The organism is Paenibacillus sp. SYP-B3998, assembly GCF_010820665.1.
GTDB lineage: Bacteria > Bacillota > Bacilli > Paenibacillales > NBRC-103111 > Paenibacillus_E.
Genome location: NZ_JAAIKC010000003.1, coordinates 112,157 through 127,022, shown reverse-complemented (window position 1 = coordinate 127,022; position 14,866 = coordinate 112,157). Strand labels below are relative to the sequence as shown.

Below are 14,866 nucleotides of genomic sequence, written 5' to 3'. Positions count from 1 at the left end.
ACCCATACATGATGCTTACAAATTCTTTCTAACAAAAAACTTCCAAGGAGGACCTATGATTCGAGTACTTATGGTGGACGATCATCACTCCGTGCTGACTGGCGTCAAAACGATTTTAGAAAAGCACGGGATGCAAGTGACCTTGAGCGCTTCGCCCTTGCTTGCACTCGAACTGCTGGAGCAGCATACTTATGACATCCATTTATACGACTTAAATATGCCAATCATGAATGGAATGAGCCTGAGCAAGCTGACGTTGGATCGCAATCCTGATGCCGTGGTTGTCATTATTACAGGGGATGAGATCAGCCAACACTTCAATCTCATTATTCATACTGGCATTGCCGGCATCATCAGCAAATCTTATAATGAAACGGAAATGCTCGCTGCCATCCAATTGGCGCTAAATGACAAAGTTGTTTTACCCCGCACGCTTGTTCGACAGCTCCGATTTCCTACCGAGCAAAGTCCTCTACCTTTAGAACGCCCCTTAATCGAAAAAGAACTTGAAATTTTAAATTGGATCTCCCTCGGGAAAAAGAACAAAGAAATTGCAGAAATTATGTTCACAGGTCAACGAAATGTAGAACATTATTTGACTCAAATTTTTCAGAAGCTAGGCGTTTCCTCGCGCTACGAGGCGATTCAAAAGGCTTCAGCGCTTGAGCTCTTTGAGCGAAAATCTCCCTTTAACGGATTATAATAATGCAATGGAAATCTACAAAGCAAACTGAACCCTGCACCCGGCTCTGATATCACTTCAACCTGCCCTGCTAATGCATGAATACGTTCTCTTATTCCTTTCAGTCCATAATGCAGCGTCTCATCCGACAGCGAGACAAGTCTCATTCCTTTGCCATTATCGTTGTAACGAATGAGTAATTGACTCCCTTCATACAATAGTGCTAACCTCACCTCAGTAGCTTCGGCATGTTTTCCAGCGTTTGTGAAAAGCTCCTGAACAACCCGATAAACAGTAAGAGCTTCATCACCTTGAAGAGGTAAAGGCATATCATCTATCATCAAACGAATTTGAAAGTTATGATTCAGTTGCACTTTATCAGCAAGTTTGCGAATTGCTTGAGCAATCCCTTTATCCGCCAAAAAAGTTGGAAGCAGTTCACTACAAGTTTCCCGAATCAGATAGGCTAGATTTTCTAAGTCTATCTTCATTTTCTCCCAATTAACAGCAATCCCCTCGGTTGTATGCGTATGTTGAAAACGACCCAATTCATTTCCCATACGAAGAACTTCTTGCAGCACCTCGTCATGTAAATCCGAAGATAGGCGTCGACGTTCATGCTCGGATATTTGCATAAACAACTTACTCATCCACTGGGGAGTGGCATCCTGTTGTTGTAGATCTGCAATATGCTGAACCATATCCGAAATTAGATACAAATTTTCATAGAAAATTGCTGTATATTTGGACAATAACTGCAGGGTTAATTTATCTTGAAATGAAATCACACTCAACTTTGTGGGCAGCCAGAGCAAATGCAGCACTTGACCATAACCCCCAAGCAATAACAAGCACCCTGTATCCGACTCCATCCATTCCCCAGCCGTAAGATGATGGCACTTTGACGCCAAAAATTGATCAAACCGATGCCTATCAAGCAACTCAACTTGATCCAAACCTTTAAGAATCGTGCAATTCTGAAGATCGTAAGTGAGCATTTCGATTTGTTCTATGCGAGTAAGCTGATAGATTTCCTGCACTATTTTATCATGCATGTGAGATGCCTTATAAATTTTGGACAAATCCCCGAGTAAAACATCCATTTTGAGACGCGTCGCAATTTCTCCCTCCAAGCTCATCTTTGCCATCCTTAATTGACGATTTCCGTCTGCAAGGGCCAGATGGGTTTCGATGCGAGCTAACAATTCCTGTTTGGTGAAAGGCTTGACCATATAATCATTGGCGCCGCAGCGAAACCCTTCTGCAACGTCCTCCGGGTTGCTCCTCGCCGTTAATAAGAGGATGGGCAGTTCATTTAATGTGTTACGAGCTCGAATTTGTTGACATACATCGTATCCACTCATATGAGGCATCATAATGTCTAGTAATATCAAATCAAATTGCGTTCCTACCATAAGTTCGAACGCCTCCCGACCATCCAGCGCAAGCTTAACTTCCCAAGATTTAGCAGATAAATGATTGGCAATAATCTGAAGGTTCACTGCATCATCATCGACAACTAAGATTCGAAAAGACTTGTTTTCACTAGCGCAAAAACAGCCTCCCTCCACGTCGCTTATCCCTGGTTCATCTAGGATTAGAGGTATTTCAAGCCTTATCTGAACCTGCTCATCTGTTCTTTCTGGCCTACAAGATCTTGGTGCAACGGCGTTATTCACTTCATCTATTGGCATGTTGAATACAAATCGGCTTCCCTGTCCTTTCTGCGATTGTACCGTCAATCGACCTCCATGCAGTTCAATCAACTGCTTTGTAATCGATAAACCAAGCCCTGTGCCTTCGTAACGTCCCGTCTGCGGATGCACACCTTGTTCAAACGGCATAAAGATGACGTCCAGTTGATCTTCAGGTATTCCAATCCCTGTATCTTCGATCGTAATCTCTAGCTCATGACGATTAAATTTGCCGGAAACAACTATGCTTCCTGAGGGTGTAAATTTGATAGCGTTTCCAATTATATTATGCATCACTTGAAACATACGGTCTTCATCCACATAAGCGAAAGATAAATCAGCTTCTAATCGATTTTCCAGTTCGACATCTTTTCCACGCGTAAGCACATAAAGTTGTTGGAACACGACATCAACTAACTTTTGCATATCAACAGATTTACGTGAAAGGTCTAATTCATTATGTTTTAATTGATGAAAATCAAGGATGTCATTAACTAAACGAGATAACCTTTGGCCGCTGCTGATAATGAGTTGTAGATCTTTACGAATCGCTTTTGGATCACCGTTAACTCTATCTACAATAGATTCAGCTATTCCGATCATACCGTGCAAAGGCGTTCTCAGTTCGTGCGAGGTTCTGGTCAGAAATTCATCCTTACGGGCATTTAATTGCTGCAGTTGGCGATTAAACTCATATTGCCACTGCAATTCTCGCTCTTGCGTGTCTAATTTCAATCGTTGACCCCTTAATCGCATCGAAAAGACCATATAGGTGACTGCCGCGAGAATAAGAATGAAAAGTGTCTTAGCCCAACCTGTCAGCCACCAAGGAGCAGCGTGCTCTACCTTAATAATGTCGCTTTGAGAAACTCCATATTTATTGCTTAATTCAGCATAATAGAAATAGGTCCCATAGGCTTTGTCACGAAAAGTCTGCGTAATTGTTTGCGCTTCTGGCGTGCGATCTATCAAATTACCCGACTGAAAAAGCTCAAACTTCCCTTCCCCCTTCTTTTCGTATAATTTCCACGAAGTTCCATTGCTTCCTTGCCACATATTCATGGCCACTTCGTACCCGTCATTTTGATTCGGACTGTACCGTAAATCCAGTTTTCCCGGTTTTATATTGTTAGGTTCTTTTAGCGTAATTGTAAGGGGGGCGCTTTTCGTTACGCCATAGCTATTTGATAGTTCGGCATAATACGTGTAGGTGTTATAATCCTTATTTTTTAAAGCTACCTTGAATTTTTGTGGATTAGGCGTTAAATCTTGAGCGTTACCTTGCTCTATAGGGTGGAAATCCTGCTGATCTACTTTTTCATATAGCTTCCATTCCGTCCCATTATTCCCCCACCACATATTGTAGCTCGTATCCCCGGTCGTATTATCGTGAATAAGAACCGGTTTTTCCGGCATACTTACGATTTTAGTTATCTTAGAAGCCGTTAAATCATTCATTGCTTTAGTTAGTTGGGCCATTACAACCTCATTTTCATGGGAATTTGCCTGCGGGTTGTTTTGTAAAGATTGGGCTGCATCCATACTGACCTTGAGTTCGTCCATCGACCATTTGGGGTATTCATCCACCTCATCGCCAATGACTGCTGCCTGATACGTTTCCTGACATATTTTGAGCTTCATCCCCAAATCTTCTGTTTGCGCATTAGCTATTTGTGCAAAAGCAACATAGATGCAACTAGCAAGAAACCATTGTACTCCTCTCTTCATCGCTGCTTACAACCTCCTATGCGTTTTCTGTAAAAAACAGCCTGCATCCAAAGCGTACGTCTCTTTCAAGACTCATCCAATAGAAAAAAGAAGCCGTAACCGACTTATCTCGGCCAAGCTCCTCTTCGCTGTTGCTTTCCTAACTACTTTCATTCGACAGTTGCTCATCAAATCCTACTCCTTGGGTACGTAGAAAAAATACTTACGCTCATTATTTATTAGTCAAGCAAAATAGGCCCTATCTCTGCCAAATGCTCCACGATTACATCTGGAGAGACGCCTGCCCATGGAACAGGCTGCTTGCGAGCAAGCCCCTGTCTGACCCAAATTGTTCCCATACCCAGAGCATGAGCCGGTAAAATATCATTGTCGATACGATCACCGACCATAATAGCTTGCTCAGGTGAGCAGCCCGCTTCATCCAAAGCCATTTGAAAAAACTTCAGGTCAGGCTTAGAAACCCCAACTTCAGCCGATGAGCATACGACAGAAATGTGCGGCAGCAACCCATACTGCTCAAGTCGTGCTGCTGTTCCCGCACTCTGATTAGCGATAATCCCAATCTGATAACGTTCCGCAAGCTTGGCAAGTACAGCTACTGCTTCTGCAAAGGGGCGTTCTAGATGCTTCTCATACTTCATGCTTTTACGAATGTATACCAGATCTTCATCAGAAGTAATCTGTGTCTCCATGAACAACTTCATAGGGGATGGATGTAGTGCTTCGAAACCTTCTTGAATTCCTGCATAGACAGAAGCTTTGTCGATGCTATACCCCCGCTCATTCGCATAGTGGACGAACTGATCAATGATGCTTTCATAAGGGGCAGCCTCATCCACTAAAGTATCTCCCACATCAAAAAAGATCCAACTGATCTTACCTCTTTCAAACATCACCTAGCTCCCCCCGATTTTAAGTAGAAAAGACTCCCGCCTTAGAAGGGGGAGCCTTACTTTCAACTGCGTCGCGAACGCTGTTTATTCAAGAAAATCTTATACGGATAATATATCTTACATCCTATGCAATAACCTAACAAGGCAGCTCCCGCAGCCAACAGTAAGAATCCAGTAAAAACATACCCAATAACAACCCAACCTAAAGCTTGATTAGCCTTCACGTAAGTAAGTGGTAATTCCTTCAAGCCACAGCCTCCCTCCTGATTGTACCCAACCTTTAGTTCTTATAGTCGTATCTGAGGATTTCTCACGTTGGTTAGATGGAGTATCCCTCTCCTGATCTTCAAATTCATACGCTTGCTTCACCAGCAATCGATCTCAAATCGTTGTCTCGAAATAGTCAACGAGTTCTCCTTCTTTAATGTTCAGATCGATTCCAGAAAGTACCGATCCGGCCCCGAACGTTTTGTTCACATTACGAACATGAAGCTGAACCCCTCCAACACTACTGCTCATTACGATTCCCCCCCAATACTACGTTTCTCCCTACAAAAAAACTTCCTATTCTACTTCATAGGGAGAAGCGAGAAAGGAAGTCTCCAGTCATCTGGTTGACTAATTTATTTATATGTATTTGCTCTTATTCGCACTAATTCACACTTAAATACTTGGGATTAATATGTGATTTAATCGTAGCACCGTGCTTTCTTGGCGTCAACGATTATTTCATTTTACATTTTTCTTGTTTTCCATGTTCTTTTTAATAAGGAATAGTTTAATTATAACCCCGAATTTGTCATATTTCCCCTTGTTCCTAAGCATGAAATGTAAAAAAATAAATATAGCGATATTTGCTATCTCTCACTTTACCAACCTCTTATAGAAAGGGGGATTTTCCTCAGGATTCACAAGCAATAGCCACTAAATAGTTAACAAACCAAAGGAGTGTATTCATGTTAACCCATCCATTATTCAAACGTAAACCTATCATTTTCCTTATTATCGCCCTCTTATGTTTTTCCTTATTCCCGTCATTTGCCTCCACATCCTCGGGTGCGACATCTGATTGGCAAGCTAACACCACTTACAAAGCGGGGGATCAAGTCACCTATGCGGCCAAAACGTATCAATGTATGCAACCGCATACAGCTTTGCAAGGTTGGGAGCCTTCGAATGTCCCTGCACTATGGAGTGAAATTGCCGGTGGGGGTAATACGGATACGCAAGCGCCAAGTATACCTGCCAACCTCGTTTCAACAAGCAAAACGCAGACAAGCGTAGCCTTGTCGTGGAGCATTTCCACCGATAATATCGCTGTTACTGGATACAACATCTATAACGGCTCGACACTCGCCGCTACGGCAACTAGCACATCCGCAATTGTAAGCGGTTTAGCAGCAAATACAGCTTATACGTTCACAGTAAAAGCCAAGGATGCGGCTGGCAATATTTCAGGCGCAAGCAATGCGCTAATAATAACGACGAATCCGGCGACACCTGCCGATACACAAGCACCCTCTGCGCCAAGTTCACTCGCAGCTGCCGGAACTACAGCTTACAGTGTGACCCTTACATGGGGAGCTTCTACTGACAATGTAGGCGTAACAGGTTACGACGTTTACAACGGGGCTGCTCTTGCTTCCAACGTAACAGGCACAACCGCAACTATAAACGGATTGCTGCCTAGCACAGCCTACACGTTTACAGTAAAAGCCAAGGATGCGGCCGGAAATATTTCCAGCGCGAGCAATCAAATCAGTGCTACAACTCAACCTGGCAACCCACAACCTTCAACCCGTAAATACGTGACCTATGCAAGTACATGGAATACAAGCATTTACGATCTGAAATTAGAAAACATACCGAATTATATCACTAGTATCAATCTTGCTTTTGCCAAACCGGATACTAATTATCAATTAGGTTCATATGCGTTCGATCAAGCCGTAGCAGGCTTCGAATTCTTTGAAGGCGCTGCAACGAATAATGGTCAAAAGAAGTTCACCGCGCAGCAAGCCCAAGATTTGCGCAGCAATATTGCAGCACTAAAAGCACGTGGTACAGAATCATGGGTTTCCATCGGCGGCTGGTCTTACAGTCAAGGAAATCAATGGGCTTCATTCAGCGCTCCTCACGTTGTTAATTTGGCGCTTGACTTGGGAGCTTCAGGCGTTGATATTGACTGGGAATCTAGCGGAAGCAGCTGTAACAAATTAACCTCGGAACAGTTTAGTTGCTCCAAAGACGCCCAAATTTCTTCTATCATTACCAGCTTGTATAACGAAATTCATTCGCGTAACGCGAATTTGAAAATTTCCATCGCCGGTTGGTCAACTGGTGCATATTACGTGAAAAACACCCCATTTGAAGAAGGAAAAGTACAGTGGGGCTCTCCATTTGGCGGAACCATGTACCGGGTTGTGAAGGATCAAGGCAGCAAAATCGACTTCATTAATCTAATGTCCTACGATGGCGGCGAATACTATGACCCTCGTGAAGGCTATGAAGCGTATCGAGCCATTTATGCTGGACCGATCAACGTAGGTATGGAAATCGCTCCTGAAGGCGCTGGAGGCGCGGTTCTTAAGCTTAACGCTGTAGCTGGTGCAGTATACGATGCCGAAATGCTTAACGGTCTCAACAACAACGCCTCCCAATACTACAACGTTGAGACGCTCGTTAATTACATTAAGAACAAGGGTCAATCATTCGATGGCTTCATGCTCTGGCAGCTTTGGAAACAGCGTGTTAACCAACCGGCACCTGCTGGCGCAGCCACAGAGAATAGCGCTGGGCAATACGTTTGCAGTAACTTGCCGTTGTCTGGAAATTGCAATGCAACTATACCAACGCTTCCTAAATTAACGCCTTAAAGGATAAAGAGTGTCGATACTCGAATTGGCAGCAGCCTTCGTAAAGGGGTGCTGCCTTTTTCTATGAATTTTTTAAAATTATGTATAAAAAAATGCAATTCATGATTGACAAAAGAACCAAGCGACTGGTATATTCATTGTATTATTCCGAGTAATTCACTGTGATTAATATTATTAGGTGGTGTAACGTGGGCAATAACGTGTTTAAGGCTACGGTTCGTTCTGTGCTTATTGGCTATTTGATCGTTCTTCTGCTGCTGCCAATCGGTTCCATCTATGTCAAAGGGTTTTCTTTGGGATGGCAGCCTTTCTTACAAGAAGTAACGGGTCCCTTAGCCTGGAAATCCATTTTACTGACTGTAAAGCTCAGCATCATATCTACCTTGATAGAGGCTGTGGTTGGCACCATCATCGCTTATGTACTCGTGCGGTATACGTTCCGCGGTAAAAGTATTCTAAACAGCATGGTCGACCTTCCTTTTTCTCTTCCGACCTCTGTAGCAGGGCTGATGTTCTTGACTTTATTGGGACCGAAGAGTCCACTCGGTATCTGGCTCGATCATATGGGCATAACTTTACTTTACAACCAAACCGCAATCGTTATTGGACTCGTCTTTGTTACTTTTCCGTTTGTCATCAGGACGGTACAACCGCTGTTAGAACAGCTAGATCCTGGTGAAGAACAGGCTAGTTTTACACTTGGAGCGGGTAGATTTTATACGTTCTGGAAAATTATCTTTCCAGCCATATTTCCCGGTATCCTAGCAGGAAGTATGCTTGCATTCTCAAGATCACTGGCCGAGTTTGGCGCCATTTCCCTCATCTCGGGTAATTTGCCTGGTAAAACAATGGTTGCATCGGTTTATATATACGGCGAAACACAGAATTACAATCCAGAGGGCGCAGCTGCTATATCGGTCGTTCTGCTGACGTTATCACTTTTAATTCTTTGGATCATTAACGTGCTGACACGCGGAAAGGGGCGGCTAGCATGAGAAAACTCCTTATCGGTTTTTCCTTTCTCGTCATCTTCCTTCTTATCATCCTTCCTTTTCTTGGTATATCCGTAGGCGCATTTCAAGAAGGGATTGGTCCTTTCTTTGAAGCTCTCGTTCGTCCCGAAGCCATTCACGCTATGTATATTTCGCTCCTTATTGTAGTCGTAGTTACTTTACTTAATGCAATAGTTGGTGTCTATGTTTCTATGGAAATCGTTCGCGGGTCTTGGATCTCACGTTGGCTCAAGCCGCTCATCAATGCCTTAATCGACCTTCCTTTTGCCGTGTCGCCAATCATTGTCGGGCTGATGGTTATTCTTATATTCGGTCCAAATACAGCGCTTGGTACATTCTTTGAAGCGCATGATATCAAAATTGTTTACGCGTTGCCAGGAATGATCCTAGCAACCATGTTTATTACTTTTCCTTTGATGGTTCGTGAAGTTGTTCCTCTTCTGGAAGAGATTGGCACACAATCTGAAGAAGCCTCTGCAACTCTCGGCGCGAGTCCTTGGAGGACCTTCACGCAAATTACTTGGCCTTCTATTCGCTGGGGGGTTCTCTACGGGCTGATTCTTACGATCGCTAGATCGCTTGGAGAGTTTGGATCTATCCTCGTTGTTTCCGGTAATATTATTGGCAAAACACAAACAGCTACAACGCTTGTTTATCAGGATGCAGAAAACTTCAATTCCGTTGCGGCTAACAGCCTTGCCTTCGTGCTTGGTGTTGTGTCAATTGCTATTTTATTAATTTTGGAATGGATGAAACATCGCAGCGAACGGTTGCGCAGTTAGTTTGCTTAAGTCAGTGCTAACGAAAATAGTTTTCCTATAGATGAACCATAGCAGACACTTAAGAATAAAGTTTTCCCAAAGGAAACGCTTAGGAGGAACAACCGATGCATATTGAAGTTAAAAACTTAAACAAACATTTCGGACAATTTCACGCCATAAAAGACGTTAATTTCAGCATAACCAAAGGTCATCTTGTAGGTTTAATCGGGCCTAGCGGAGGCGGCAAAACCTCCATCCTACGGATGTTATCTGGATTAGAAAGTCCCACTACTGGTGACATTTACTTCGATGGCAAGCAAGCTACTAATCTTTCCGTACAAGAAAGAGGAATTGGCTTTGTATTCCAAAACTATGCGTTGTTCAAGCATATGACCGTTTATGATAACGTCGCATACGGATTAAAAGTATTGAAGAAGTCAAAAGAGTTTATCCAAGAACGAGTTACATACTTACTTGGATTAATGGGCTTGGCGGGCAGTGAACGTAAATATCCGCACCAACTCTCTGGTGGTCAAAGGCAGCGTGTCGCCTTTGCCAGAGCACTTGCTCCAGAGCCCCAGCTGCTGCTGCTTGATGAGCCTTTCGCCGCAATTGATGCAAAGATTCGCAAAGAGCTTCGCCTGTGGCTGCGTAATCTCATTGACGAATTTAAAGTAACTACCCTGTTTGTTACCCATGATCAAGATGAAGCTATCGAAGTTGCCGATGAGATTATTATCGTCCAACAAGGTAGAATCGAGCAGCAAGGCAGTCCCTGGGAAATTTACACAAAGCCTACGTCGTCGTTCGTCGCCTCTTTTATCGGAGAATCCAATGTTATCGCCCAATATGTGCCATTTCACGGCTTCCCTTACCTTGCAGAAATCCAAAATGAGGGAAAATGGCTGCCTGATGTAAATGTGCTTATTCGTCCTGAGTCAATTGAAGTTCGTCCGCACGATACAACAAATCTTGCAACTGCAGGCGAATCAGGCAAAGTATCACATGTTCATTTTCGAGGAGATTCATGGTATTTGGAAATTGAGACAGGTCCAATTAAGCTATTCGCTTATCAATCCGTAAAAGAGCGATTGTATCAACCAGGCGATGAAGTCAACATTTTGATCCATCAGATTTCCGTATTTACAGCAGCTGATAACAAGATCATTGAAAATCAGGCTAAAAAGGATCCTATGCCTGTTTTTATATAATCACTTTATACACATATGAAGGGGAGTTAATGATGAAAAACAAAAAAACGTTAGGCATACTCACGGCAACTTTAATCACAGCAAGTATGACACTTACAGCTTGCGGGACGGCTAGTAAACCAGCTAATTCACCTGCGCCTGCAGCAAGCACAGCGGCGACCACTGCGGCATCCGCGACACCAAAGGCTGCCGCAGGCGGTAAGGTAACCATTACGATCGGCGCATACTCAATTCTCAAAGATTCCTTCGATCAAATTCTACCTAAGTTCAAAGAAGAGTGGAAAAAGAAAACAGGTCAAACGGTTGAATTCCAAGAATCTTATCAAGCCTCAGGTTCCCAAGCAACCGCAATAATTCAAGGATTCGAAGCGGACATTGCACCTCTTTCCCTAGAAGGAGATATTCAAAAAATCGTAGAAAAAGGTTTAATCACGAATGATTGGAAAAGCAAGCCACATAGCGGCAATATTACCTCTTCCATCGCTGCAATTGGGGTTCGTGAAGGCAACCCTAAAGGAATTAAAGACTTTGCTGATTTAACCAAACCAGGCATTGAGGTGCTGATTCCGAACCCAAGCACATCCGGCGGAGCGAAATGGGACATTAACGCCATCTATGGCGCTGGGTTAAAAGCCTCTGAAGCCGCTGGCAAAAAGGATCCTGCTCAAGCGAAGGATTTGCTCACTAAAGTTTATAAAAATATTAAAGTATTAGATAAGAGTGGCGCTGATTCCCTGACAACCTTCGACAAAGGTGTGGGCGATGCCATCGTAACCTATGAAAATGAACTTGTAGCACGTATTCAAAGTGGTAAAAAATATGTGGAAGTCATTCCACAGTACACAACCTCCATTGAAAACCCAGTAGCCCTTATTGATAAATACGTTGACAAACACGGCAACCGCGAAGCTGCTCAGGCATTCCTTGACTTCCTCTGGAGTCCTGAAGCGCAAAAGGTTTTTGCTGAAAAGGGCTTCCGTTCCGTTGATCCTACAATCGCTAAACAGTATGAGAAAAATTATCAAACTCCGGCAGGCTTGTTCGATATCAACTACCTCGGTGGTTGGACGCAAGTTAATAAAGATTTATACGCTAAAGGCGCAATTTGGGAAACCATCTTGGCTGAAGGTGGAACAAAGTAAGTCTTAAGTAGATTTTTTATCCCAATGAAAAGTGCATTCTGGACGTATACGAATAGCCCTGTATGATTTAATAATCGTACAGGGCTTATTTTCTCAAACGTCCAGGATAATGAAAAAGCTGCCCTAAGGCAGCTCTCACATTCTATATCTATTATCTACCATCACCGTCGAGTAAATTTCCAATACCACCGAGGATGCTCCCTTCTTCTTTTCTTCCACCAGGACGCGAAGCAGCAGCGATACGGTCAGCCAATCTACTGAAAGGCAGTGATTGAATCCAGACGCGCCCAGGTCCGCGTAACGTTGCAAAGAACAATCCTTCGCCGCCGAACATAGCTGTCTTCACGCCTTTTACCATCTCAATGTCATATTCAACTTCTTGCGTCATAGCAACCAAACAGCCCGTATCCACACGAATCATCTCACCAGGACGCAAATCACGCTCAACAATCGAGCCTCCGGCATGCACAAATGCCAAACCATCGCCTTCAATTTTTTGCATAATGAAACCTTCGCCACCGAAAAAGCCAGCGCCTAGCTTACGCTGGAACGCGATGCCAACCGATACGCCCTTCGCTGCACAAAGGAACGAATCTTTTTGGCAAATTAATTTGCCTCCAAGGTCCTGCAAGTCCATCGCCAAAATCTTTCCTGGGTATGGAGCCGCGAAGGTCACTTGTTCTTTTCCGTTGTAATTGCGGTTTGTAAATACTGTCATAAATAAGCTTTCCCCGGTTAATAATCGTTTGCCGGCACCGAGAAGCTTGCCCATGAAGCCTTTGTTCTCTCCACTGCCATCTCCAAAAATGGTTTCCATATGAATGTTTTGATCCATCATCATCATGCTGCCAGCTTCGGCAACGACGCTTTCTTCTGGATCAAGCTCAATCTCAACATATTGCATTTCGTTTCCAAGAATGCGGTAATCAATTTCGTGTGCGTTCATCTTCTTCAATCCTCCTATTTACAAAGCCTAATTTACTTGTTGTATACGACCAGCATAAAAGAAGGTTTCAAATTAAAGATGGGCTCCTCTAACATAAAAAATCCAACCTTTATGAAAGCAACGAATTTCGTTCCTCTTTCCGTAATTTCCGCGCTTCGTAACGAACCTGTGCGGTCTCAAACAATCGCTTCTCTTCCTCTGTTTCAGGAATAATGGTCGGGACTGGACAAGGTTGTCCATGCTCATCGAGAGCAACGAAAGTCAGATAAGAGGTTGCTGTTGTCTTCTTTTCGCCTGTAAGTAAATTCTCGGACTCAACTTTAACGAAAACCTCCATCGAACTCCGATGGGTCCACGTTACAAAAGCTTCTAACTGAATAGCCTCGCCAAGCTTAACGGGTGCAAAAAAATCAAGACTGTCGCTTGACGCTGTTACAACGCTTTTGCGAGAATGACGCATAGAGGCAATTGTCGCCACTTTGTCGATGTATTGCATAACACGGCCGCCAAAGACGGTGTGATGATAATTCGTATCCGCTGGTAAAATGATTTCCGTCAATACGGTTCGGGAGAGTCGTGCTGGTTTAGCTTCCACAGAGTATTCCTCCTGATGATGATTCATTAATATCTTTATTCGTAGCTTAATTTAAGTTTACTTGCCGCTTCTTTCGCCAATTGACGTGCTTCCTCCACTGTAGCTGCGCTGCTTAAAGCCACTGCCATACGGCGCCCCACCTTGGTCTCCGGCTTACCAAACACGCGAACTTGCGTATTCGGAACCGATAACGCTTCTTCAAGTCCGCTTATTGTATAAGCAACTTGTTCCTGATCCGCTTTTAGCGTATAGCTAGCCCCCGGTGTCAGAAGGCGAATTCCTGTAATCGGCAATCCAAGTATCGCCCTAGCATGGAGAGCAAATTCACTCAGGTCTTGTGTTGCCATTGTAACCATCCCCGTGTCATGCGGTCGAGGAGAAACCTCACTAAAGTATACGCCATCTTTGGTGAGGAATAATTCAACCCCATAAAGTCCATAGCCGCCTAATGCGTCTGTGATCGTTTTCGCGATATGCTGCGCTTCCTCAATTTGGTTTACACTCATTGCATGTGGCTGCCAAGACTCAATATAGTCGCCTTCTTTTTGAATGTGACCAATCGGCTCGCAATATGTAGTACCTGATACGGAACGAACGGTTAATAATGTAATTTCCGATTCAAAATGAATGAACTCTTCAATAATGACACGTGCATTCTTCGCCCGGCCACCTTCCATTGCATAGTTCCACGATTGCTCCACATCATCCGGCGTCCGACATACACTCTGTCCTTTGCCCGATGAACTCATGATTGGTTTAATGACACAAGGTGTTCCAATTGCAGCCACGCCAGCTCGCAATTCGTCTAAACTGTCCGCAAATGCATACTTCGCGGTACGAAGTTCAAGCGTTTCTGCTGCAAGCCGACGAATGCCTTCACGATCCATCGTAAGTCTGGATGCATTCGCTGTTGGAATAACGCGATAGCCTTCTTGCTCCAGTTCGACAAGCGTAGGTGTCGCAATCGCTTCGATTTCTGGAACAATAAGGTCTGGACGCTCTTGCTCAATCAATTTGCGAAGCTGCTCCCCATCCAGCATGTTAATAACATGACTTCGATGTGCTACTTGCATGGCAGGCGCTTGCGCATAACGATCCACCGCAATCGTCTCGATCCCGAGGCGCTGCGCTTCAATAATAACTTCTTTACCAAGCTCTCCTGAGCCTAGCAGCATCATTTTCTTAGCATTCTTGGACAATGGCGCTCCGTACATTAAAATAATAACCTCCTTAGCGTTTTCTTTAGAAAACTTGCTTCGTAAGCATTATTAAGTTTTCTAAAGAAAGCTTGCTTTGTCTTAAAAAAAAGAGTCAGATTTTCCTTA

General features: G+C 43.7%; 13 protein-coding genes. 6 read left to right on the top strand and 7 right to left on the bottom strand.

Annotated features, from left to right (window positions below):
- Positions 1-55 precede the first annotated feature (55 nt).
- Positions 56-703 (top strand): response regulator transcription factor, encoded by a 648-nt coding sequence (locus tag GK047_RS10930; RefSeq protein WP_163945718.1) that lies wholly within the window; start codon positions 56-58, stop codon positions 701-703.
- On the opposite strand, the gene GK047_RS10925 is transcribed toward GK047_RS10930, so the two are convergent.
- The 4 genes from GK047_RS10925 to GK047_RS10910 all read right to left on the bottom strand — a co-directional run bounded on the left by GK047_RS10925 (position 646) and on the right by GK047_RS10910 (position 5,516).
- Entirely contained in the window at positions 646-4,104 is a 3,459-nt protein-coding gene (locus tag GK047_RS10925; protein ID WP_163945714.1) for an ATP-binding protein, read from the bottom strand. The genes GK047_RS10930 and GK047_RS10925 overlap by 58 nt on opposite strands.
- A gap of 218 nt (positions 4,105-4,322) precedes the next feature.
- Positions 4,323-4,997, bottom strand: a complete 675-nt coding sequence (locus GK047_RS10920; RefSeq protein WP_163945711.1) for an HAD family hydrolase — start codon at positions 4,995-4,997, stop codon at positions 4,323-4,325.
- Between the two features lie 62 nt (positions 4,998-5,059).
- Positions 5,060-5,245, bottom strand: a complete 186-nt coding sequence (locus GK047_RS10915) for a DUF4395 family protein (RefSeq protein ID WP_163945708.1) — start codon at positions 5,243-5,245, stop codon at positions 5,060-5,062.
- 133 nt (positions 5,246-5,378) lie between these two features.
- Positions 5,379-5,516 carry a hypothetical protein gene (locus GK047_RS10910; protein WP_163945705.1) on the bottom strand — a complete coding sequence of 46 codons (138 nt, stop codon included), beginning with the start codon at positions 5,514-5,516 and terminating at the stop codon, positions 5,379-5,381.
- A gap of 437 nt (positions 5,517-5,953) precedes the next feature.
- Between GK047_RS10910 and GK047_RS10905 the strand changes: the two genes are divergently transcribed.
- The 5 genes from GK047_RS10905 to GK047_RS10885 all read left to right on the top strand — a co-directional run bounded on the left by GK047_RS10905 (position 5,954) and on the right by GK047_RS10885 (position 12,000).
- Positions 5,954-7,873: a fibronectin type III domain-containing protein gene (locus GK047_RS10905; protein WP_163945702.1), complete on the top strand. Its 1,920-nt coding sequence runs from the start codon at positions 5,954-5,956 to the stop codon at positions 7,871-7,873.
- Positions 7,874-8,061: 188 nt separating this feature from the next.
- A complete protein-coding gene (gene cysT / locus GK047_RS10900; RefSeq protein ID WP_163945699.1) occupies positions 8,062-8,868 on the top strand; it encodes a sulfate ABC transporter permease subunit CysT in 807 nt (268 codons plus the stop codon).
- On the top strand, positions 8,865-9,668 hold the full coding sequence (locus GK047_RS10895) for a sulfate ABC transporter permease subunit (RefSeq protein WP_163945696.1): 804 nt from the start codon (positions 8,865-8,867) through the stop codon (positions 9,666-9,668). The genes cysT and GK047_RS10895 overlap by 4 nt, the downstream gene beginning before the upstream one ends.
- Positions 9,669-9,772: 104 nt before the next feature.
- Positions 9,773-10,858: a sulfate/molybdate ABC transporter ATP-binding protein gene (locus tag GK047_RS10890; RefSeq protein WP_163945694.1), complete on the top strand. Its 1,086-nt coding sequence runs from the start codon at positions 9,773-9,775 to the stop codon at positions 10,856-10,858.
- A gap of 29 nt (positions 10,859-10,887) precedes the next feature.
- Positions 10,888-12,000: a sulfate ABC transporter substrate-binding protein gene (locus GK047_RS10885; RefSeq protein ID WP_346010321.1), complete on the top strand. Its 1,113-nt coding sequence runs from the start codon at positions 10,888-10,890 to the stop codon at positions 11,998-12,000.
- Between the two features lie 151 nt (positions 12,001-12,151).
- Here the strand turns inward: GK047_RS10885 and GK047_RS10880 are convergent, their stop codons facing one another.
- The 3 genes from GK047_RS10880 to purT form a co-directional block, all read right to left on the bottom strand.
- On the bottom strand, positions 12,152-12,946 hold the full coding sequence (locus GK047_RS10880; protein WP_163945692.1) for a TIGR00266 family protein: 795 nt from the start codon (positions 12,944-12,946) through the stop codon (positions 12,152-12,154).
- A 109-nt stretch (positions 12,947-13,055) separates the two neighbouring features.
- On the bottom strand, positions 13,056-13,541 hold the full coding sequence (locus GK047_RS10875; protein ID WP_163945690.1) for a hotdog domain-containing protein: 486 nt from the start codon (positions 13,539-13,541) through the stop codon (positions 13,056-13,058).
- A gap of 35 nt (positions 13,542-13,576) precedes the next feature.
- On the bottom strand, positions 13,577-14,755 hold the full coding sequence (gene purT / locus GK047_RS10870) for a formate-dependent phosphoribosylglycinamide formyltransferase (protein WP_163945689.1): 1,179 nt from the start codon (positions 14,753-14,755) through the stop codon (positions 13,577-13,579).
- Positions 14,756-14,866: the final 111 nt, after the last annotated feature.

Excerpts from the sequence above, each read along its gene's own strand:
- GK047_RS10930 (WP_163945718.1), top strand. The coding sequence starts at position 56 with ATGATTCGAGTACTTATGGTGGACGATCATCACTCCGTGCTGACTGGC.
- GK047_RS10925 (WP_163945714.1), bottom strand. The coding sequence starts at position 4,104 with ATGAAGAGAGGAGTACAATGGTTTCTTGCTAGTTGCATCTATGTTGCT.
- GK047_RS10920 (WP_163945711.1), bottom strand. The coding sequence starts at position 4,997 with ATGTTTGAAAGAGGTAAGATCAGTTGGATCTTTTTTGATGTGGGAGAT.
- GK047_RS10910 (WP_163945705.1), bottom strand. The coding sequence starts at position 5,516 with ATGAGCAGTAGTGTTGGAGGGGTTCAGCTTCATGTTCGTAATGTGAAC.
- GK047_RS10905 (WP_163945702.1), top strand. The coding sequence starts at position 5,954 with ATGTTAACCCATCCATTATTCAAACGTAAACCTATCATTTTCCTTATT.
- GK047_RS10895 (WP_163945696.1), top strand. The coding sequence starts at position 8,865 with ATGAGAAAACTCCTTATCGGTTTTTCCTTTCTCGTCATCTTCCTTCTT.
- GK047_RS10890 (WP_163945694.1), top strand. The coding sequence starts at position 9,773 with ATGCATATTGAAGTTAAAAACTTAAACAAACATTTCGGACAATTTCAC.
- GK047_RS10885 (WP_346010321.1), top strand. The coding sequence starts at position 10,888 with ATGATGAAAAACAAAAAAACGTTAGGCATACTCACGGCAACTTTAATC.
- GK047_RS10880 (WP_163945692.1), bottom strand. The coding sequence starts at position 12,946 with ATGAACGCACACGAAATTGATTACCGCATTCTTGGAAACGAAATGCAA.
- purT (WP_163945689.1), bottom strand. The coding sequence starts at position 14,755 with ATGTACGGAGCGCCATTGTCCAAGAATGCTAAGAAAATGATGCTGCTA.